The sequence below is a fragment of the Paenibacillus sp. SSG-1 genome (assembly GCF_002224835.1).
Taxonomy (GTDB): Bacteria; Bacillota; Bacilli; order Paenibacillales; family Paenibacillaceae; genus Paenibacillus_AQ; species Paenibacillus_AQ favisporus.
Genome location: NZ_MBRK01000001.1, coordinates 3,156,482 through 3,177,929, shown reverse-complemented (window position 1 = coordinate 3,177,929; position 21,448 = coordinate 3,156,482). Strand labels below are relative to the sequence as shown.

19 protein-coding genes are annotated in these 21,448 nt (G+C 50.7%); 13 read left to right on the top strand and 6 right to left on the bottom strand.

The genetic code is table 11. The annotated features are described in order from the left end of the window. Positions 1–37 precede the first annotated feature (37 nt). The 6 genes from BCV73_RS14700 to BCV73_RS14675 all read left to right on the top strand — a co-directional run bounded on the left by BCV73_RS14700 (position 38) and on the right by BCV73_RS14675 (position 5,783). On the top strand, positions 38–502 hold the full coding sequence (locus BCV73_RS14700; protein WP_089547690.1) for a GAF domain-containing protein: 465 nt from the start codon (positions 38–40) through the stop codon (positions 500–502). Further along, positions 499–1,584 (top strand): sensor histidine kinase, encoded by a 1,086-nt coding sequence (locus BCV73_RS14695; protein ID WP_089547689.1) that lies wholly within the window; start codon positions 499–501, stop codon positions 1,582–1,584. The genes BCV73_RS14700 and BCV73_RS14695 overlap by 4 nt, the downstream gene beginning before the upstream one ends. Further along, positions 1,581–2,228 (top strand): response regulator transcription factor, encoded by a 648-nt coding sequence (locus BCV73_RS14690; RefSeq protein ID WP_076164548.1) that lies wholly within the window; start codon positions 1,581–1,583, stop codon positions 2,226–2,228. The genes BCV73_RS14695 and BCV73_RS14690 overlap by 4 nt, the downstream gene beginning before the upstream one ends. Positions 2,229–2,388: 160 nt before the next feature. Continuing rightward, a complete protein-coding gene (locus tag BCV73_RS14685; RefSeq protein WP_089547688.1) occupies positions 2,389–3,942 on the top strand; it encodes a nitrate/nitrite transporter in 1,554 nt (517 codons plus the stop codon). Positions 3,943–3,985: 43 nt separating this feature from the next. Further along, positions 3,986–5,002, top strand: a complete 1,017-nt coding sequence (moaA, locus tag BCV73_RS14680) for a GTP 3',8-cyclase MoaA (RefSeq protein ID WP_089550260.1) — start codon at positions 3,986–3,988, stop codon at positions 5,000–5,002. A 55-nt stretch (positions 5,003–5,057) separates the two neighbouring features. Next, positions 5,058–5,783 (top strand): YwiC-like family protein, encoded by a 726-nt coding sequence (locus BCV73_RS14675; RefSeq protein WP_089547687.1) that lies wholly within the window; start codon positions 5,058–5,060, stop codon positions 5,781–5,783. Between the two features lie 148 nt (positions 5,784–5,931). Here BCV73_RS14675 and BCV73_RS14670 read toward each other — a convergent pair whose 3' ends face one another. Then, positions 5,932–6,825 (bottom strand): ketopantoate reductase family protein, encoded by an 894-nt coding sequence (locus tag BCV73_RS14670; RefSeq protein WP_089547686.1) that lies wholly within the window; start codon positions 6,823–6,825, stop codon positions 5,932–5,934. 159 nt (positions 6,826–6,984) lie between these two features. Here BCV73_RS14670 and BCV73_RS14665 point away from each other — a divergent pair, with 159 nt between their 5' ends. The 3 genes from BCV73_RS14665 (at position 6,985) to paiA (ending at position 8,705) form a co-directional block, all read left to right on the top strand. Further along, positions 6,985–7,563, top strand: a complete 579-nt coding sequence (locus BCV73_RS14665; RefSeq protein ID WP_089547685.1) for a TetR/AcrR family transcriptional regulator — start codon at positions 6,985–6,987, stop codon at positions 7,561–7,563. Between the two features lie 143 nt (positions 7,564–7,706). Next, complete coding sequence (locus tag BCV73_RS14660) at positions 7,707–8,159, top strand: MarR family winged helix-turn-helix transcriptional regulator (protein ID WP_089547684.1); 453 nt, start codon at positions 7,707–7,709, stop codon at positions 8,157–8,159. Between the two features lie 27 nt (positions 8,160–8,186). Beyond that, a complete protein-coding gene (paiA, locus tag BCV73_RS14655) occupies positions 8,187–8,705 on the top strand; it encodes a spermidine/spermine N(1)-acetyltransferase (protein WP_089547683.1) in 519 nt (172 codons plus the stop codon). 28 nt (positions 8,706–8,733) lie between these two features. On the opposite strand, the gene BCV73_RS14650 is transcribed toward paiA, so the two are convergent. Next, entirely contained in the window at positions 8,734–10,314 is a 1,581-nt protein-coding gene (locus BCV73_RS14650) for an MFS transporter (protein ID WP_089547682.1), read from the bottom strand. 473 nt (positions 10,315–10,787) lie between these two features. Here BCV73_RS14650 and BCV73_RS14645 point away from each other — a divergent pair, with 473 nt between their 5' ends. Next, entirely contained in the window at positions 10,788–11,750 is a 963-nt protein-coding gene (locus BCV73_RS14645) for a hypothetical protein (protein WP_089550259.1), read from the top strand. 88 nt (positions 11,751–11,838) lie between these two features. On the opposite strand, the gene BCV73_RS14640 is transcribed toward BCV73_RS14645, so the two are convergent. After that, the gene (locus tag BCV73_RS14640) at positions 11,839–13,014 is read right to left on the bottom strand and encodes a serine hydrolase domain-containing protein (protein WP_089547681.1); all 1,176 of its coding nucleotides are present in this window, start codon (positions 13,012–13,014) and stop codon (positions 11,839–11,841) included. 208 nt (positions 13,015–13,222) lie between these two features. Between BCV73_RS14640 and BCV73_RS35060 the strand changes: the two genes are divergently transcribed. Beyond that, the gene (locus tag BCV73_RS35060) at positions 13,223–13,363 is read left to right on the top strand and encodes a hypothetical protein (RefSeq protein ID WP_163875666.1); all 141 of its coding nucleotides are present in this window, start codon (positions 13,223–13,225) and stop codon (positions 13,361–13,363) included. A gap of 228 nt (positions 13,364–13,591) precedes the next feature. After that, positions 13,592–14,989, top strand: a complete 1,398-nt coding sequence (locus tag BCV73_RS14635; protein ID WP_089547680.1) for an FAD-binding oxidoreductase — start codon at positions 13,592–13,594, stop codon at positions 14,987–14,989. A gap of 88 nt (positions 14,990–15,077) precedes the next feature. Here BCV73_RS14635 and dgoD read toward each other — a convergent pair whose 3' ends face one another. Both dgoD and BCV73_RS14625 read right to left on the bottom strand, forming a co-directional pair. After that, entirely contained in the window at positions 15,078–16,226 is a 1,149-nt protein-coding gene (gene dgoD / locus BCV73_RS14630; protein WP_076164573.1) for a galactonate dehydratase, read from the bottom strand. Positions 16,227–16,459: 233 nt separating this feature from the next. After that, positions 16,460–17,359 (bottom strand): helix-turn-helix transcriptional regulator, encoded by a 900-nt coding sequence (locus tag BCV73_RS14625; protein ID WP_089547679.1) that lies wholly within the window; start codon positions 17,357–17,359, stop codon positions 16,460–16,462. Positions 17,360–17,526: 167 nt separating this feature from the next. Here BCV73_RS14625 and BCV73_RS14620 point away from each other — a divergent pair, with 167 nt between their 5' ends. Beyond that, positions 17,527–20,124, top strand: a complete 2,598-nt coding sequence (locus tag BCV73_RS14620) for a glycoside hydrolase family 38 N-terminal domain-containing protein (protein WP_089547678.1) — start codon at positions 17,527–17,529, stop codon at positions 20,122–20,124. 196 nt (positions 20,125–20,320) lie between these two features. On the opposite strand, the gene nspC is transcribed toward BCV73_RS14620, so the two are convergent. Beyond that, entirely contained in the window at positions 20,321–21,448 is a 1,128-nt protein-coding gene (gene nspC, locus BCV73_RS14615; protein ID WP_089550258.1) for a carboxynorspermidine decarboxylase, read from the bottom strand.

The window sequence follows — 21,448 nt, the reverse complement described above, 5'->3', positions numbered from 1 at the left end:
AACAGCCTTCTTTTCTACATCAAGGGGAGCTATGGCCATGAAGAATCAGCCGAACTATCAATACCAAGCGGAAATCGAAAAGCTCCGGGACCGGTTTCAATTCGATTTCGTGTCCCTGGCTCTGGTTCAGCCGGCTGAGGACCGATTCGTATTGACCTGGCAATATGCCTCCGGCAACATGAACGATCGCTATAAGCGGATTATCCTGCATTCAGGGAAAGGCATTGCGGGCATCGTGTTCAAAACCGGCAAGCCGATGCTGATCCAAAATGTGAACACCGATATCGAATCCCGGGATTTGTTTAATTATCCGATCATCGTGGCGGAGCAGCTGAAGAGCCTCGGGGCCATCCCGCTGTGGGAAGCAGCGCGGGTTCAAGGCGTCTTGCTGGTGGGCTACCGCGCGGAGAACCGCTTGACCCAAGCAGCCTTCGACCAGTTCCAGGAGGGACTTGGCAGGGAATTTGGCGCTTTTCATGCAGGGGAGGTGGGACAGCCTTGATTCGGATGACAGATGAACATTTAAATGACCTGCTGAAGAAGATGTATGCGAACAGCATGGAGGCGATCTTTTTTATCGATGAAAAAGGCAGCGTCGTCGCCATGAACCCGGCCGCGGAGAACATTCTGGATATCGACGTGATCGAACGGATGCAGTCCGGCGTCGACGATTCCTTCTGCCAGGCCTGCAAGGGCTACACGGATGAAAAAGACCAGATTTCGTGCTCCAAATGCTATTTGGACTATCCGAAAGGGGATTTTTCCTCGTTCCAGGTCTATCTCCAAACCCGGGGCGAAGGCGTCGTCCCTTATGCAGCCAGCTATCATACCATTGACGAGGAGCGGGGAATCCGCGTGCTCATGCTGTTGGACCTGACTAAACAGCAGAAGACGCAGGAAATGCTCCAGCGCTCGAATCTGCTGAAATACGTCATTAAAGCGCAGGAGGACGAGCGAAAGCGGATTTCCCGGGAACTGCATGACAGTGTCGCCCAGGAGCTGCTCAGCTCGCTTGTGGACCTGCGCGTGGTCAAATATATGGAGGTTGGCGAAGATGTACTGAAGAAGCTGCAGCAGACCGAAGTGTCGCTGACCCGGCTGCTGGACGACATCCGCCATTTGTCCGTGGAGCTGCGGCCGGCCTCGCTCGATGACCTGGGGCTGGAAGCGGCATTCCGCTCGCATTTCAAATGGATCGAGAAAAACTACGGCCTGCTCGTCGATTTCTCGGCGGAGCTGTCCGCAGCCCGATACGGCAGCGAGATCGAGACCGTGGTCTACCGCGTATGCCAGGAAGCCGTCCTGAACGCGCTGAAATACGCCGGTACCGACGAGGTGCATGTCCGGCTATGCGAAGAGGACGGGATCCTGCAGCTGACCGTCAAGGATGACGGAACCGGATTCAATATGAATGAGAATGAAGCCAAGGGCACCGGCCTCGGCTTATACGGGATGCGAGAGCGCGCCGAGCTTGTCGGCGGCCAGTTCATGCTGTATTCGGCCATCGGCGGAGGGACGAAGGTGGAGCTGCGCATTCCGTGTGCAGAGGATAACGAGAGGGAGAGGGAGACCGATACACGATGAAAATTGTCATAGCGGATGATCATGCGGTGGTCCGGAGCGGCTTTTCCATGATTCTGAACTACCAGGAGGATATGGAAGTCGTCGCGACGGCCGCTGACGGCATGGAGGCTTACGCCATGGTAGCCAAGCACCAACCGGACGTGCTGCTGATGGACCTCAGCATGCCTCCGGGCGAGAGCGGCTTGATTGCCACGGGCAAGATCAGCAATGATTTTCCGAATACGAAAATACTGATCCTCACCATGTATGATGACGACGACTATTTGTTCCATGTGCTGAAAAACGGCGCCTCCGGTTACGTGCTCAAAAACGCGCCGGATGAAGAGCTGGTCTCGGCCATCCGGATGGTGCACAAGGGAGGAACCTACATCCATCCGCAAATGGCCACGTCACTGGTTCGGGAGTATATTAAAAAGGACAGCGAGAGCGCGGACAACGATCCGTTTAACAGCCTCTCCCCCCGGGAAATCGAGATTTTGCCGCTCATCGCCAAAGGCTACGGCAACAAAGAGATTGCGGAGAAGCTGTATGTCTCCGTCAAAACGGTGGAGGCCCATAAGGCCAAAATTATGGAGAAGCTGAACCTGAAAAGCCGGCCGGAGCTGGTGGAGTATGCACTAAAGAAAAAACTGCTGGATTTCTAGCATTTTTAAGGATACCGGGTGTTCCAGCAACAGGATATAGGGAAGTTCCCCTGACGAATTCAGGGAACTTCCCTATTATCTTTGTGAATATCGTCACGTACAATAAGGCATGGGGATCAATGAAGTCAGCCATTTATCATGTTCAGAAAAGGTGGTTGAAATGATCAAAAAAGCGCAGCTGCCGCTGCAGACGATGAATTTGGTGCTTGGATTTATGGTATGGGTCATCATTTCCGCATTGCTGCCGTTCATTCGGGAGGACATATCCATCCCGGCGGACCGGCTGGCGATCTTGACCGCAATCCCGGTAGTGCTGGGCTCGGTGCTCCGTTTGCCGCTGGGATACTACGCCAACGTCCTGGGCGCACGGATCGTGTTTATCGCAAGCTTTATTCTGCTGCTGTTCCCGGTTTATTTTATCAGCACGGCCACATCCTTTACGCATCTTGTGATCGGCGGCCTGTTCTTGGGTATCGGAGGAGCCGTCTTCTCGGTCGGTGTCACCTCGCTCCCTAAATATTATTCGAAAGAAAAGCTAGGCTTGGTCAATGGAATTTATGGAATGGGCAATGTCGGTACAGCCATTACCACCTTTGCCGCACCTGTCATTGCTACGCAAATCGGGTGGGCGCGTACCGTCCAGCTGTATTTAATTCTGCTGCTCGCGTTTGCGGTGCTGAACGTATTCCTGGGTGACCGCAAAGAAATGAAGGTCAAAACGCCGCTCATGGAGCAGATCAAAGGCGTCTATAAAAACGATAAGCTGTGGTATTTTTCATTGTTCTATTTCATCACCTTCGGTTCGTTCGTTGCGTTTACGGTTTACCTTCCCAACTTCCTGGTTACGAATTTTGAGCTGGCGAAGGTGGATGCGGGGATGCGCACGGCCGGTTTCATCGTGGTGGCGACCTTCCTGCGACCGGTGGGCGGGTGGCTGGCTGACCGTTTTAAGCCGCTGTTCCTGTTAATGGGTGTATTCGTCGGGCTTACGATTGCAGCCATCATCTTGGCGTTCTCTCCGTCGATCGGCCTCTATACCGTGGGTTGCTTAACCATCGCGGTAGGCGCCGGACTAGGCAACGGGATCATTTTTAAACTGGTGCCGCTGTACTTCAACAAGCAGGCGGGGATCGTGAACGGGATCGTGTCGATGATGGGCGGCCTTGGGGGCTTCTTCCCGCCGCTGATGCTTTCCTTCATTCATTCGGTGACCGGGCAGTATTCAATCGGGTTCATGGCGCTATCCCAGGTAGCGCTCGCCAGCCTCGTCATCGTTGTCTGGATGTTTTATCAAGATAAACTGGCCGTTTCCTCTGAGGTATTCAATTCCACAGGGCAAGGCATTCTCGTGACGGACCTGAGCGGAAAGATCCATGCCGTGAACCCGGCATTCACGAAGCTGACGGGCTACACGGAGGAGGAAGTGATCGGCAAAAATCCGAGCATCCTGAAGTCCGGCCGTCAATCCGGTGATTTCTACAGCACCATGTGGGCGGAAATCAAGGAGCGGGGAAGCTGGCAGGGGGAGATCTGGAACCGTCGAAAAAATGGCGAGGAGTATTTAGAGTTATTAATTATTAATGCAGTTAAAGATGGTGCCGGAGACGTTATCCAATATGTCGGAACGTTCAGCGATATTACGAACAAGCCTACAAACGACCGCTATGGAGGCGGAAGCTCAAAGCTGAAAAGCAGTCCGCAGCTGCAAGGATAAAGCGGGCTGAAGCATGTACGGCTATACGAAGGAGGAAGGAAACATGGCGGCGAACCCCCATTTGGATCAGCTGGCTAGACCGATGCGCGACCTGCGGATTTCCGTGACGGACCGATGCAATTTCCGCTGCACATACTGCATGCCGAAGGAGATCTTCGGGGATGATTATGCCTTCATGCCCAAGGAGCAGCTGCTGTCATTTGAGGAAATCACACGGGCAGCTAAGTTATACGCTTTGCTTGGCGTCCGAAAGATTCGCCTGACCGGCGGTGAGCCCCTGCTGCGCCGTGGACTTCCCGAGCTCATTCGTATGCTTGCTGCTATTCCGGGGATTGATGATATCGGGCTGACGACGAACGGTCTACTGCTTGGGGGGCAGGCAGAGAGCCTCTATCATGCCGGGCTTCGCCGGGTGAATGTAAGCCTGGATGCGCTCAATCCGGATCGCTTCGGCCTTATCAACGGAAGGGGGATACAGCAGTCTGTCATTATCGCCAACATGGAACGCGCCCGCAGCGTCGGAATTGAGGTTAGAGTAAATATGGTCGTGCAGAAAGGCCTCAACGATCAGGAGATCGTCCCGATGGCGGCTTTTTTCAAAAAACTCGGCATCACGCTCTGCTTCATCGAATTTATGGACGTGGGAAACGACAACGGCTGGCGTATGCAGCAGGTCATGACGAAGCGGGACATCTTCGAACGCCTGGGTGGCGATGCCGAGCTGACGCCGGTCTCTCCGCGTTATCCCGGGGAAGTGTCCAAACGGTACCGCTACAGAGACGGGGAGAGCGAGGTTTGCTTTATCTCGTCCGTATCGGAGGCATTCTGCTCTTCCTGCACACGGGTCCGTTTGTCTTCGGACGGTAAAATGTATTCCTGTCTGTTTGCCTCCAAAGGGTTCGATCTCCGAAGCCTGCTGCGATCCGGCGCATCGGATGAACAGCTGCTTGCGGCCATCCGCGGCGTGTGGGAGAAGCGGGAAGACCGGTATTCGGAAGAGCGAACGGAACAAACGGCGATGAGCCGGAAAAAGATTGGTATGTCCTATATCGGCGGCTGAGCGGCCTGAACCCAAAGTCGTGAACAGCCAGCCATGGAAAAGGAGCAGAAGGCGTATGAAAAAAATAAGCATGGTCATTCCACGGGAGCACGGGGGCTGGGCGATGGTCAGCATTCCCTTTATCATCGGCATGATGGCGGCGAACCCCGTTCTTCTGCATCTCCCCTTGTTCCTTGCCTGGCTGTTCCTGTATTTGTCATCCTATCCGCTGCTGCAGGCTTTAAAAAAGACGACCAAGCGGACCTGGTGGCTTAAATGGGGGGCAGGTTATGCGGCGGTGGCCCTTCTGTGCCTCATTCCGGTGCTGCTTCAGGAGTTATGGCTGTTCTGGTTCGCTCCGGTACTTATCCTGCTTCTCGCCGTAAATATCTGGCATGTGCGGCGAAAGTCCGAGCGGGCGCTGCTGAACGATATTTGCGCCATTCTGCTGTTCTGCACCGCCGGCGCGGCGGCTTATCTGCTGGGTGGCGGAACATGGGGCAGGGAACTGGCGGAGGTTCTGCTGTACAACTTCCTGTACTTTATGGGAACCGTTTTTTTCGTTAAATCCGTATTTCGTGAGCGGAAAAATAAACGGTGGACCATCTATGCGAAGGTATATCATCTCATCGCGCTGATACTGCCGCTGCTTTTGCTCAGCCCTTGGATGTGCTTGCCATTTGTTTATCCGCTGATCAAGACATGGATGTACTCCGGCAAACCGTTAAAGCCGATGAGCGTAGGCATCATGGAAATTGTCGGTTCCGTGCAATTTGTAATTCTAACGCTGATCCTGCTGTAAGCGAAAAAAGCCGTCCGAAAACGCAGCAGTACCAAATTCATCTAAAATGCCTATTTGTTATGAAGAGCGGCAGACCAGGGCTCGTAAGTCCTAGACTGCCGCTTCTTGTTGCATGGGATTAACCGTAACCTGGCTAGCCGATCTGGTGTTATTGCCCCACAGAAAACTTTTCATGAAATTTCTCATCTAACAGCATAATTTCTGCTCTTTGACTGATAGCATGATCCCCGAGCATGACATCAATGATAAAATCATTGCTCAGCATCTGGCGGTACATCGCAGTAAGATCTTGTTCCGGCATTTCCCCCATGGCCTTCGTTTCGGTCGGTATGACCGGGATTCCGGCCAGCTCGACCAAGCGAAGATTTTGTTTAATATCAGCCGCGATCTTGCTGAGCGTGCGTTCGCTTCTTGCAGTCTCCAGATCGACCACACCCTCGTCCGTATAGAAACGCTTGTTGCCCACGGCAACCGCAGCATGCGAAACATGGAATGCATACATATCATGTTGGATCTCATAATGCAAACCCGCCGTTTCAAGTATTTCGGCCAGTTCTTTGACCCTTTCGCTTACTTGTCCATTGATTTCACCAAAAATGGTCCCTTGATGTTTTTCCGAGCCAAATTGGGCGTATAGTACATCCTCTTTCATGTCTCCACCTGCCCCAGGAAATCCGGGGAGCAGTCGGTCACCCACGATATCAAGCCAGGATTCATAACTGACGGTGTTGGTCAAAGTGACAATCGTTTGGCTCTGGTTATTTTTGATCGCAGACAGGGCGGATTCGGCTTGATCAAACCGTACCGGAACAAAGATAAAATCGTAAATATCGTCGTCCTCAAGCTTCCCGATCGTCTTGATCGACATTTGTTTTATCGTGCCGTGATCGTTGTAGTGCAGCCCGTTCTTTTGAATGGCTTTGAGTCTCTTTCCCCGAGCCAACAGTGTGACATCCAGACCCGATTGGGCAAACCGGAGCGCGTATATGCTGCCAACGATACCTGCGCCAAATATTAAAAGTCTCTTTTTTATCGTATTCAACAAGATCTACCCCTTTCATGAATTAGTCAGAGATTGCTTAAGCAACATCTGTTGGGTAAGATGATAGTATGGCAAGCTTCTGATTTCAATCAGCAGATGAAGCAGAACGTTGCGTAGACAACACATTTTGAAATTTGATGTTTTAACAGGAGGCTGGATATGGTAAATCAACAGGATCCGAGGGTATTGCGCACACGCCAGTTAATCAGGGAAGCGTTCAGGGAGCTGCTCCGAAAGAAAGATTTTGATTCCATAACCATTAACGATATCGCACAAAGAGCAACGATTAACCGCGCTACCTTCTATGCGCATTATGAAGATAAATACGCTTTGCTGGAAGAAATCACGGAGCAGGCTTTTCGCGATCGAATTCCTGATCAAGTGCTGAATGCACGCGACTTTACGGATGAAATCTGTGACGGGCTGATCATGATGACTTACCACTACATTATGGATTTTTATCAGATATGCAGAATGGATTCCAAACCGATTGCATCGCTCGTCGATGAGAAAATCAAGCAGCTGCTGCAGCAATCCATTGAGAACATTTTACGGAGAGGGTATCTTCATTTTATGGAAGACAGACAAACGAAAATCATCTCGGCGATGACTGCCTCTGCGATTTATGGCGCTGCGCATGCTTGGTTAACGGTGGGAGAGAATGACCGAACCGATTTACTTGTGGGCATTGTTCGCCCCTATGTCATGAACGGCCTGGATCTGCCGAAAGCGCCTTAAGGTTACGCTCTAAACAATCTGATGTTGTATTTACTAATAACTACTTAAATCATTCGCACATTTCATTTTGTTGCAAATGCAATAAAAATAATATAATATGGATCAAGAACGATTGATCAGTTGAAAAGGATGAGGAGCTGCCCATGAAAGAAATTCTGCGTGAAATCGGAATGATTGCCAGGGCGTTGGATTCAATTAGCAACATCGAATTTAAGGAATATGACCTGACGAAAGGGCAATATTTGTATCTTGTCCGGATTTGCGAGAGCCCGGGGATCATTCAAGAAAAGTTAGCCGAAATGATTAAGGTAGACCGGACTACCGCAGCCCGTGCCATACAAAAGCTTGAAACGAATGGCTTTATTGAGAAAAAGGCGGACGAGCATAACCGAAAGATCAAAAAACTTTTTCCGACGGAAAAAGGGCAATCGGTGTATCCTTTTATCCAAAGAGAACATGATCATTCGAATCGGGTCGCGTTAGCGGGATTTTCGGAAGAAGAAACAGATACCATTTTTCAACTTCTGCAAAGGGTTAGAAAGAATATCGAAGTGGACTGGGAATACGTCAAAAAGGGGAACAAGAGGGGTTATTGATTTTCGACAAAGGAGCCTTCGACTAACATGACAGTAAGCATAACCAAGTGCAGCCGTGAAGATTTACCGCGGCTCCGGGAAATCAGCATCGAAACATTTACGGACACATTTAAAGACCAGAATTCACCGGAGAATTTGAAAGCCTATTTGGAGAAGGCATTTAATGAGGAACAGTTGGAAAAAGAATTGGCTCATAGCTCTTCGGAGTTCTATTTTGTCTATTTCCAAGATGAACTTGCCGGATTATTAAAGGTCAATATGAATGATGCCCAGACCGAACCCATGGGCGATGATTCGCTTGAAATTGAACGGATTTATATTCGAAGCCAGTTTCAAAGAAAAGGGCTTGGCCAATATTTAATCAACCAAGCGATGGATATCGCTAAAACTCACAACAAAAAGAGATTGTGGCTCGGAGTTTGGGAAAAGAACGAGAACGCCATTCACTTTTACAAAAAGATAGGTTTTGTTCAAACCGGTGCGCACTCTTTTTATATGGGTGATGAAGAACAAACGGATTTTATTATGCAAATAGCCTTGGCCTAATGCCAAGGCTATTCTAGATCATTATTCATTAGAGCAGGGAATGCTCTGTTTCGGGAATACGTTCGGCTTGGACAGGTTGGTTCTCTCCAATCGGCCGTAAGTGACGGAACTGGATCGCGACCAAAACGATGATACCAAGCATGATGACTCCACTAACCGCTGCAATCGCGTGAAACCCGCCCATAAAAGCTTTGCTTGCCCCCTCGACGAGCGAAGTACCGGCTTCTACTGTGAGACTTTTTGCTGTCTCGATCGCCCCGGTCAAACTGTCGCGTGAGAGTTGTGCAGAGGATTCCGGGAGGTTGGCAGGGATCGAGCTCGTCACCTGGCTGCGGTATACGACGGTGCCGATGCTGCCCAAAACGGCAATGCCCAGCGCAAACGCAAATTCTCCGCTTGTTTGCAGCATGGCTGCGGCCGATCCTGCCTTTGCCGGCGAGACCGAGCCGATCACCAGATCGCTGGACAGGCTCGGTAATGGAGCAGCACCCAAGTTGAACAGCACATACCCGATGACAAGATAGGTGAGGCCGGAATCACTGCCCACCTGAGTGAGGAACAGACATCCTGCCGCGGAGATCAAAAGGCCTGCTCCGATCAGGCGAGCTGGGCGCACCAGTCGTGCGGCAAGCGGTGAGAGTAACATCCCGGCCATGGAGGCGATGGCTCCGGGGAGCATAAATAACCCTGCTTCAAGCGGAGACAGCCCCTTTACGAATTGCAAATACTGCCCGATATAGAGCATCGTTGCTCCCGTAAATGTGATGCCGAACATGCCTCCAAGCGCGGAGCTGAATCCCCGGTTCGCAAATAGACGCAGATCCAGCAATGGACTGGTCAACCTTTTCTGCCTCGCAATAAAAAATGCGCCAAAGATTAAGCCAGCGAATACAAGCAGTAATGGTACAATTTGCAGGCCGTATTTGGCTATTTGTTTAAGTCCATAGATGACCGGCAAAATAGCAAGCAACGACAACAAAACACTTGTTACATCCAGAGGGCCGGTTTGGGGATGACGATATTCCGGCAGCAGAACGGGTCCGGTAAGGACCAAAATCAACATGATGGGCAAGGAAAGCAGGAATACCGAGCCCCACCAAAAGTGATTTAACAGCATGCCGCCGAAAACCGGACCAAGCGCCATGCCGCCCATGGAGCACATCATCCATATGCCAATGGCGAGAGAGCGCTGCTTGGGATTGCGGAACATGCTGCTGATTAAAGCTAAAGTCGAGGGAGCGACCGTTGACCCGGCGATTCCCAGCAGCGCACGTGCTCCAATCAGAGTCCAGGTGTTTGGAGCAAAGGCGGCTAATAAGGACGCTGCCGCAAAAGAGATTCCGCCGATCATCAGCAGCTTCCTGCGGCCGATCCGGTCTCCCAGCGAGCCCATCGTGATTAGAAATCCGGAGAGCATAAATCCGTAGATGTCGATGATCCATAATTGCTGAGCGCTATCTGCGCCCAGGTCGGCGCTGATATGCGGCAGCGCGAGGATCATCACGGAGAGATCAATCGAGACCAGAAGGGCGGGCAGAGCCAGTACGGCAAGTCCGATCCATTCCTTTAGGCCGGCGTTCAGCCCATTGCTGTATGATGTGCTGCTCATTTTGAACCCACTCCTCGTCTTGCATCCTTAAAAAACGGTGTGCTGTGTTGAAGTTGCCGTTTCGTCATCATCATCGATCTCCCTTTTTAATTTTTTGCCGGCAATTGAATCTTAGGACATGACGCTGCGTAAGGTTCAAGGAGAAATTTTACATCTGAGTACCAGCTATGAAACGGGTCTGATGATGAGAATACGTTCTGAGGTAACGCTACAAGTATTTTACTTGAATCACAACAACCAGGGGGACAAAAGGATTAGGCCCAGAACTACCCTGATTTAGGACTATAATGACTTGAATGAGCATGGATTCAGGTTAAACTACAATAGAACGATCCATTCCTTGCCGGAATTCCATTAAACAGCTGCTCTATATTATGGAGGTTGGCAGGTAGGAAACTGATTTCATTCATACAGACAACATAACATCAATTTTATGGAGGTGTCCGTGTATGAAGTGGAGGTTTACGGAAAGGATGGCAGCAATAACCCAGATTTGGAGGAGCAGCAAACGTCTGACTTTATTTATCGCTATTCTTCTCTGCGCATCCATGCTGGTGCCTGTTGCAGCCAGTGCAGCATATTACGACACGTATTCCACCGTCGCCACGCTGGGCAATGCCAATGATTGCTATGCCGCTCAGGGATTTGCCGTGGGATCAACCTACGTCTATTCTGTAAAAGTCAATGGCGACAACAATAAAGCGGTCATTTATCGCACCAAAATGAGTGACGGCACCACAACGCTCATGACCAACGGGGATAACGGATCTTCTTACGCAACCTATCTCGGCCATGCCAATGATGTCGTTCTCAGCTCCAACGACGGCAATTATTATATGTTCGTCGTCACCATGAACGCTGGCAGTATGAGTCTCGTGAAACTGAAATATGTAGGAACGACTTACTACAAAGTAGGCAATTACACTATTAAATACGATGGTGCAGACAAGGCGATGTCGGGTGTGAAAATTACGAGCAAAGACGCGAGCAGCATAAACTTTTTATTCAAATCCGGACGAGCCTTGTACAGAGGTTCGCTGCCGCTAACCGCAACCAGTGGAACGATCAATGTCACGAATAGCTTCTCACTGAATATTGAAGATGCCAAGGTCAATGGCAGCACGATATCCAATATCACTTCGTATGCTTTCCAAGGCTACGGTTATTATAACAACACGATCTATGTTCCGATGACCTATAAAAACGTCAGCATTGTGCTCGTTTATCGTAATATTTCTACGGCTTCGGGTACTATCCAAGCGGATCCCAATCTATCGTTCCGCGTGACGTCTTCGGCATTTCCTGATCTGTTTGAAATTGAGGGTGTCGGAGTGGCGAACGGAGATAAGCTATGGTTCAGCACCAACCGAAGAACCGCACCCGGCGATACGGCGCATGACGGCGTGCACTATTTTAACGATTTCAGCGCTTCCTGATGGGGAGCTGTCCACCTATAGACCATTCTTCGTAAAAAAATAGAACCGCGCATGGAGCTCTGCTCCCGTGCGGTTCTTTCGTTTGCCCTTACAAGGTGCTGAACACGATATTACGCAGCTTGCGCGTAATTGGCATCGTGCCGCCATCTTTTTTCTGGATCATAAACAAGATCGTCAGTCCGTCCCGTGGGCTGTTGCTGAAGTAAGCCCCCAGCCAGCCGTCCCAGCCGTATTCGCCCGGGCTGCCGATAAATCCGGCTTTTCCGGGGTCGGTCATGATGCGCATCTGGTTGCCATAGCTGTGGCCGCGCAAGGTGTGCCACGTATCGAAGCCTTTTTGCTGCCACTCGGTTAATGCCGCCGACGTCATATATTGAACCGTTCTTGGCTTTAACAGTTGAACACCGTTGAAGCTGCCTTGATTCATCAGCATCGTCGTGAATTTGGCAGCATCGTCAATCGTGGATGCCAAGCCGGCTCCGCCGGACTCGTATGCCGGATCACGGTCCAGCTGATGGGCGATGCCAAGATGGCTGTGCGAGTACAGCTTTAAGCCGCCTTCGCCATCATCCTGATAAGTTTTCACAAGACGGTCTCTTTTTGCTTCAGGCAGCCAGAATCCGGTATCCTTCATGCCCAGCGGCTCGAATATTTCCTTTTTCAAAAATTGTCCGTACCGCATACCGCTCACCGCTTCTACAACCGCACCAAGCACATCGGCCGACGTTCCGTACTGCCAGTACGAGCCCGGCTCGAACGAAAGCGGGATCTGGCCCAGGCGGTTCGCGAACTCCAGCGTGCTCATCGGGTTATCACCGTTCAACCGGCTGCCCAGTTCCTGGAACAATGCATCCGTTTGCTGTCCGCCTTGGTTGGTTCCGCCATATACCAATCCAGATGTCATATTCAATAAATCGTGAATGTTGACTTCCCGGCCGGCCGGAACCAGTTCGCCGTTTTTCTCAACCTGCTGGTTTTTGAAACCCGGAATGTAACGGCTTACAGGATCGAACAAGTCGATAGCCCCACGCTCCAGCAGCATCATGATGGAGGTGGAAGTCACCGGCTTCGTCATCGAATATAACCGGAAAATCGAATCCCTTGTTATCGGGCGCCCCGACTCAAGGTCAGCTAACCCGTCTTCATGGTAAAAAACTTCGTTTCCGTCCTTGAGCACCATGAAGTTCGCGCCGGCGATCTCCTTGTTATCAATACTTGCTTTCAGCGTATTTTTCAATAAGTTGGTAATGTTTGGTTCCAGCATGCCTCTGATGACTCCTTCTCGAATAAGTTCACTGCAACGATTGCGGATTTGAAACAACTCGCTATTGAAAATATTAAGCGCTTTTGGAGCGGTTGTATAGTGCCGGGTTCAAAGCAATCTGCAAAAAGGACCCGATTTTAAGTTCGGATGAAGTAACAGGGTATGAAAACAAGGTCAGGCGCTCATGTTATGGATGGAGGTGAGCGTCATGACTGGAAGAAACAACAAGCCGAAAAACGACGGCCCTGCATCTTCGCCAGAACGGCTGGATCAATTCGGAGAGAAGCTGGCTGAAACCGGGGGAAATCAACCGATGAATCCAGGCAAGAAGAGTGGCAAGAACTGCTGAGTGAAGCAGTACCGCAGAAAAACGGCTTCCGTAAAGCGGAGCCGTTTTTCTTTCCTGCATGTTGATTCGCTAAATACACGACATCTGAGGTGACATGATTTTCGGAAAAAGCTAAGGTTACTATCCAAAGCGCCTATAAGGCGGATGCCGTTGCCAGGTCAATTGCCCCGACATAGGAATAAGCAGATGAGTACAGCTTACTCCATGATCGAGGATGGTGGACATATAATGACACAAAAGCGGAATACAGCCGGTACCCCATTGACCGGAAGAATCGTGGTGCCTGGCAATCCGTCTTATAATGCGGCCAGAATGGAATACAACAGGCGCTTTTCCAAGTTTCCACGGATCATCGTGTTTTGCCAACGAACGCAGGATGTCATCAACGCAGTCAAATGGGCTCGTGAGCGGGGCGTACGGTTTAGAGTCCGCAGCGGGAGGCACAGCTATGAAGGATTTTCGTCTGTTAATGGCGGGTTAATTATCGATGTAAGCGAAATGAATAGCGTGAAGGTGGATCGCAAAAACAAGGTGGCCCGCATACAAACAGGCAATCCCCTTGCCCGTGTATACAGAAAACTGTGGAACAAGCGCGTAACCCTGCCGGGTGGAACGGCGCCAGATGTGGGCATTGCCGGGCTTACCCTGGGAGGCGGAATCGGGCTGCTCTCGCGAAAGTATGGACTTACCTGCGATAACCTGAAACAGGTGAAGATGGTTGTGGCTTCAGGACGGCGCGGGGCGAAGCCGATCATCGCCAACGAGAAGAAACATTCCGATCTGCTCTGGGCATCACGAGGGGGCGGGGGAGGGAACTTTGGGATTGCTACCGAATATACGTTTCGGGTAAGGCCCATCGAGAACGTCACCATCTACAGCATCACCTGGAAATGGCGCGATCTGGAGAAGGTATTTTCGGCTTGGCAGCGCTGGGCTCCTGCGGTTACGAACCGCTTAACTTCAACCATCGAGGTCGCCGCGAAACAGGTGGGGACCATCGTGTCTACCGGACAGCTGCTGGGAAGCGCGGAAGAACTGCGGCGATTAATCCAACCTTTGCTGCAAACAGGAACCCCGGTAAAGGTGATGGTAAGGACAGTCCCTTTTATCGAAGCAACCCAATTTTTTGCTGCAGGGGATCTCAACCTGGAGCCGAAGTTTAAAATTACCGGAGCATTCGGGTTTAAGCCGCTGCCTCGCGAAGGCGTGCGAGTGATTCGTGATTTTCTGTCCCATGCGCCTAATCAGCATGCTACTGTGTGGTGTCAAAGCTTAGGCGGGGCAGGAAGTGCGGTAAGCCGGATATCCCCGACTGCGACGGCCTATCCACATCGGAAGGCAGAGACAGTCTACGAGCTATCGGCAAGATGGAGGAACGACGGCGAGCAGCAGCGGAATATCCAGTGGGTGACAAGATTCCGCAAAGCGTTGCGTCCCTTTGTCAAAGGGGATTACGTAAACTTCCCCGATCTGCAAATCAAAAACTGGCCCAAGGCGTATTATGGAGTGAATGTTAACAGACTGAAGCGGGTCAAGCGGAAATATGACCCCCATAACGTATTCCGATTTGCCCAAAGTATCCCGGTAGGGAAGAAGTCCCGCGGTCAAACTGAACACACTCGATAATGTTGAAACAAATAAAGATCGCTCCCCATCATGAGAGGAACGATCTTTTTGATTTGTTTATCTTTTGATGAGATATGCAATAGCGGTTCTACCACTCGGCTACGCTTCCGTCCTTGTGGCGCCACAGCGGATTTTGCCATTGATGGCCTATTTTCGCCATTTCGCGCACCTTTTCTTCGTTAATCTCGATCCCTAAGCCTGGGCCGTCCGGGATTTTAACGTAACCGTTTTCATAATGGAAAACAGCGGGATCGATCAAATAATCAAGCAGATCATTTCCTTGATTGTAGTGGATACCTAAGCTCTGCTCCTGGATGAAGGCATTGTGTGCGGTGGCATCGACCTGTAAGCAGGCGGCCAGTGCAATCGGACCTAACGGACAATGCGGAGCAGCCGCGATATCGTAGGCTTCCGCCATGCTGATGATTTTCTTGCATTCCGTGATGCCGCCGGCGTGGGATAAATCAGGCTGAATGATATCCACGTAACCGCCGGACAGCAGATGCTTAAAATCCCATCTTGAGAACATCCGCTCTCCCGTCGCAATCGGAGTGGAGGTTAGCGAAGCGATCTCTTTTAATGCCTCATTATGTTCAGGTAACACAGGCTCCTCTAAAAACATGGGTCGAAACACTTCGAGCTCTTTAGCCAGTACTTTTGCCATGGGCTTATGTACGCGGCCGTGAAAATCGATTCCGATTCCGATGTGGTTCCCGACAGCGGTCCGAATCGCCGCTACGTTTTCCAACACTTTCTCAACCTTGTCAAAGGAATCGATGTATTGTAACTCTTCAGTTGCATTCATTTTGACGGCTTGAAACCCTTTTTTCACACACTCCAGCGCCATTTGTGCCGTTTCGCTTGGGCGATCCCCGCCGATCCAGGAATACACTTTCATCGAGTCCCGGCAAGCGCCGCCGATCAACTGATAGACAGGTGCATGATAGAACTTTCCTTTAATATCCCACAGTGCCTGGTCTATGCCGGCAATCGCACTCATCAGGATCGGGCCGCCGCGGTAGAATCCGGCACGGTACATCACATTCCAGTGATCTTCAATGCGCAAAGGGTCCTTGCCGATTAAATAAGTCATCAGCTCCTCGACCGCCGTTTTTACCGTTGCGGCTTTCCCTTCAATAACAGGCTCTCCCCAACCCGCAATGCCCTCATCCGTTTCGACTTTTAAAAATAACCAGCGTGGTGGTACAAGGAATAATTCATAACCTGTAATTTTCATTCATAACCCACCTTATTTCATATTTTTAATGAGCCGCAGAAAAGATTTGCTTTACGTTATCAGATCATCTCACCTCGCATAATGTTCTTTCCGTTTAGAGTCGAAATCTGCAAATTACGCTGCGATGAACTTGGCTGTATACCAAGAGTATACTAAAAAGTCCGCCAAAAGCGGTCTTTTTTTAATTAGCATTTCGAACAAGAGGGAGCTCGCTGGCAGAGTCACGCCCCTGACTATGGTACAAAAACTTCTACCTGCCTCAATCCCTCGCTGATATAAGCTGCGCGGTACTCTTTTGGCGGCGTTCCCGTTAACTGCTTGAACAGCTTAGAGAAATAATGAACCGACGAGAAGCCGTATTTCTCGGAAATTTCCGTGATGCTCAAATGGGAGAACCGCAGATCATCTTTGGCACGGTTAATCCGGAAATGGTTCATATATTGCGTGGGTGATAAGCCGGTGGCCTGATGGAATTTTTCGAAAAAATAGCCGCGGCTGATGTCAAGCTCCCGGAAATACACTTCCAGCGGCTTCACGCTGCCGGTCATCAAATCCTGATCCAGCCGTTCTAAAAGATGAAGCATTCGCGGATCGGGGATATTGTTCTCATTGAGAGCGAAGTTGAGGAAGTACTCCATGAACTGCTGAAAATTGGATTGAATCTTCAGGCCCCGATAATAGGTTCGCTCGTTTATGTATTCATTGTTATTAAAATAAGTCTCAAACCCATCCATCCAGATTCGCAGCTTGCTTACCGTCATCAATTCGGGAATTGGCACAGGAAACGCAGGCCCAATGAGCGAAGGCTGCAGTTGAGAAAGGTCGAAACAGATCATGTTGGGCGTCGAGAAGGCTTCTCTGCGATCGATATACATCCAATCAAAATAGCAGCAATAGTGAACCATTGGCTCTTCCAAATCTGCATACCAGTCGTGAAGCAAGCCCGGCGGCATGTATACAAGAGAACCGGGAACGACCGGGTGGTCTTCTCCCCGAAAGCGAATGATGCCCTTACCCTCGCTGATCAGATAGAGCGAAGAAGCGTAGCAAGTACGCGACAGGCTGTTCTGGCCTCTGGAAAATGGATATAGGCAGGCATGGTAGACGTAAGGATGAAGATTGGCAAAATCCATTACAGACCATCTCCTTTTCTCCGAAAATAGGCATGACGATTGTATAAAAGATATACGTTTCTGTAAATACGCAGCCTACAGAACTTGATACAATTTTTAAGAGATGTATCATTTAACCCTGAAGATGAAGGATGACGAATTCATAAAGTTTTAGGAGCGTGACAGGAATGGCGAAAATCAAAGAAATATTGTGTTTGCACCATAGTCACCTGGATATCGGCTACACGCATCCCCAGCCGTTACTGCTGGAGCTGCAGAAAGACTATATTGATGAAGCAATCCGGCTGTGTCTTCAATCGGAGCATGAGTCCGAGGACTCAAAATTCCGCTGGACCTGCGAGGCCACGTATCCCGTGATGCAGTGGCTGGAGACAGCCGCCTCTGAGCAAATTTCCGATTTCCGCAGATTGCTGCACAATGGACAGATCAGTATAGCTGCACTTCCGATGCATACGACGCCGCTTGTACATACGGATCAGCTTGCACGAATGCTTCAGCCGGTTCGCGAGCTGCGGGAGCGATTTGGCGTCTCCATCAAAACGGCAATAAATCATGATGTCAACGGGCAGCCATGGCCGCTCTGCCAGGTATTGCTCGATGCGGGAATCGAGTTTTATATTACAGGGATTAACGTCCATTTCGGGGGCATACCGCTGCCACGTCCTGCCGTGTTTAACTGGACAACCCCCGACAACCGCCAGCTGCTGACGTTCCTGGGCGAGCATTATTCTCTGTTCAGCCAGTTTTTCCACACGAGTCAGGATGATACCCAGCTGATGGCGCAAGGGATTAGGGACTATATCGACCGTTTGGAAGGAGGGGACTATCCATACGATTTCGTGTACTTAACGGCTACCAATCCGCCGCTGTATGACAATAACTGCCCGGACCCGAACCTGCTGTCGCTGATCCGCCGATACAATGCAGAAGGACATGACCAGAAGGTGATTTTCGCGACCCCGGAGATGCTTCTGGAACGGGTTCGCCGGATGCCGAAAGAACAAATCGAGACTCATTCGGGCGATTGGACAGACTACTGGAATTTCGGTGCGGGAAGTTCCGCGAAAGAAACTAAGATCGTTCGCCAAACGAAGCAAAATCTGAAGAAGGCGGATTTTCTTGAAGCGATCCAAGGGGCTCCAAACCTGCAGTACACGAAAGCGAAAACCGAGGCATGGGAGCAGGCGCTGCTGTATGATGAGCATACCTGGGGTTCTTGGGGCTCGGTTAACCTTCCTGACCATCCGCTTTCGATTTCGATGCAGCTGCACAAGAGGGTGACGGCGTACAAATCGGCAGATCTGTCTGCTTACGTGTATGCCAAACAAATGGAAACGGTTGCAGCGAACCCGCTGCAATCCCATGAGCCTGGCGGAGTCATGCTGGTCAACACCTCAAGTGAAACGCAGTATGCAGAGGTCAAGGTCCCTCAATATTACCTCGGCAGCGGTCGTCATTTAGCCGCTTCGCGCGTCATGGATTTCTTGCCGTACATGCAGGAGGTACAGAGCTATAAATCGTATGGAACGGTAGAGATGGCGCCATTTTCTTGGAAAAAGATCCCGTTTGCCCAGTTAGAAGCCCGGCTGGCCACCTCGTCCAACCGTATTTCGGTTACGGAAGAGATGATCGAAACGCCATTTTACCGGATGACATTCAACCCTGTCAGCGGAAGAATTGTGCAGTTATTCGATAAGATACATCAGTGGCCTATGCTCGACGAAAAGAGCCCATGGACGTTATTTGAGTTTGTTCAGGAGTCGATCGACGGGCGCCACAATCCTGAGCATCGAAGCACCTTGTTCCCGCGGGATGTCGACAAAGGGAATCGCAGCATATCCGTCTGGAATCATGAATGGAAAGCAAAGCGTGCCGGTGCCAACCGGCTGCAAGCTTATTCGGTCGAACAAACCAGTGATTCGGTGACGTATGTCTTGCAGCTTGAAGCGCCGGGGGTTTCCCGGCTGGAACAGCGGATTACCTTTTCTGCCATCCATCCCCGGATCTGTCTTTCCGCGTCCATGAATAAATCGGATATAAGGACGCCTGAGTCGATCTATTTCGCCTTTCCGCTGCAGATGGATCAAGGCTGGCGCGCCCATTATGATACAGCCGGCTTGTTAGTCGAGCTTGACAGGGAGCAGCTTGGCACCGCATGCCGGGACTGGGTGACGGTTGACCAGACGGTATCCATCTATGATCAGCAGAAGGGGATCACCTTAGCTTGTCCCGATGCACCGCTCGTTCAAATCGGCGATTTTCATTTCGGCAAGGAGAGTAAGAAGATCGGCCGCCAGGAAAATCCGCTGCTGCTTGCATGGGCCATGAACAATTATTGGGATACCAACTTCTGGGCCAGTCAACCTGGAGAGATCGTTTTGCATTATGAGCTAAGTCCGTTCGGGCAATTTGATCCCGTTGAGGCATATCGTGCGGGCATAGCCGCTGCGGATCCTATAGCCATGAATGCGGCGGTGATGTGTGATCGGGAGGAAGAAGGGCAGTGGTTTAGCCAGTCAAGCGGTACGGTCGTCCTGCTATACGTGAAACCGGCTGCGGATGGGAATGGGTTTATTCTGACCCTGCGAAATGCCGGAACCGAGCCGTCCGAGTATACCTTTAGCGTAATGGATAGAGAAGTCGAGGCTGCCTGCTTGGTTAATCCGCTGGAGGAAGTGGTTCGCCACATTCCAAGCAGCGGTAAAGATGCACAAATGATCATGCAGCCAGGGGAATTAGCCTATTTGAAGGTTATTCTTAAGTAAGTCTATACGAGGCTTTATCTTAAAAAGAAAACGTTAAACCAAAAAGCCTTAACCCTTGTGAGAGGGTTAAGGCTTTGTTTAAGAGATCAGAAAGTATAAGTTTCGGAGCTTCTGCTTCCTGATCTCGCAAGAAAAACTTCCTCTAGACGCGGTCTGTCTTCTTTGAAGGTACGTCGATAGACGTTTTTCTTATTCATCAAGCAAGTCTCATCTTGAAATCCTGATAGCCGAACTCGCGCACGACGCGGCAGCTGCCGTCTTTCTCCTGCACGGCGATGGCCGGCAGCGGCATGCCGTTGAAGGTATTCGTTTTGACCATGGAGTAGATCGCCATGTCCTCGAATACCAATCGGTCGCCGCTCTGAAGCGGCTGATCGAAGGAGTAGTCTCCGATGACGTCGCCCGTAAGGCAGGTCGGACCGCCGAGTCGGTAGGTGTACGGCTTCTCACCGGCTTCGCCTGAACCGATCAGCGGCGGACGGTACGGCATTTCCAGCACATCCGGCATATGGCAGGTGGCCGAGGTGTCCACGATGGCGATCTCGATGCCGTTGCGATGGATATCCAGCACGGAAGTGACCATATAGCCCGCATTCAGCGCGATGGCTTCTCCGGGTTCGAGGTAGACTTCCAAGCCGTATTTGGATTGCATTCGAGTGATACAAGCCTCGAGTCTCGGAATATCGTAGTCGTCTCTCGTGATGTGGTGGCCGCCGCCGAAATTGATCCATTCCATTTGCGGCAGCCACGTCCCGAATTTCTCCTCAACCGCATTCAGCGTGGTTTCCAAATCGTCGGAGTTCTGCTGGCACAGGGTATGGAAGTGCAGTCCCGTAACGCCGTCCAGCAGTTCCGGCTGGAAATCCTCCTGCTTCACGCCGAATCTTGACCCCGGAGAACAGGGATCGTAGATTTCATGTCCCACTTGCGTCGAGCATTCCGGATTGATGCGAATGCCAACTTTTCTGCCGGCTGCAAGAGCTTTATCCTTATACTTTGTCAGCTGGGAGAAGGAGTTGAAAATGATATGGTCGCAAATGGAAACTATTTCGTCGATCTCATCTTCACGGTAAGCGGGGGCAAAGACATGATTCTCTTTGCCCATTTCCTCATGGCCCAGCCGTGCCTCGAATAATCCGCTGGCGGTCGTACCGCTTAAGTATTTTCCGATAAGCGGGTACATCTCGGTCATGGAAAAAGCCTTTTGCGCAAGCACGATCTTGGCTCCCGTACGCTGCATGACACCGTTCAAAGTGTTCAGGTTTTTCTCAATGAGCTCTTCACTGACTACAAAACAGGGTGTAGGTAACTCCTCGAACCGCAT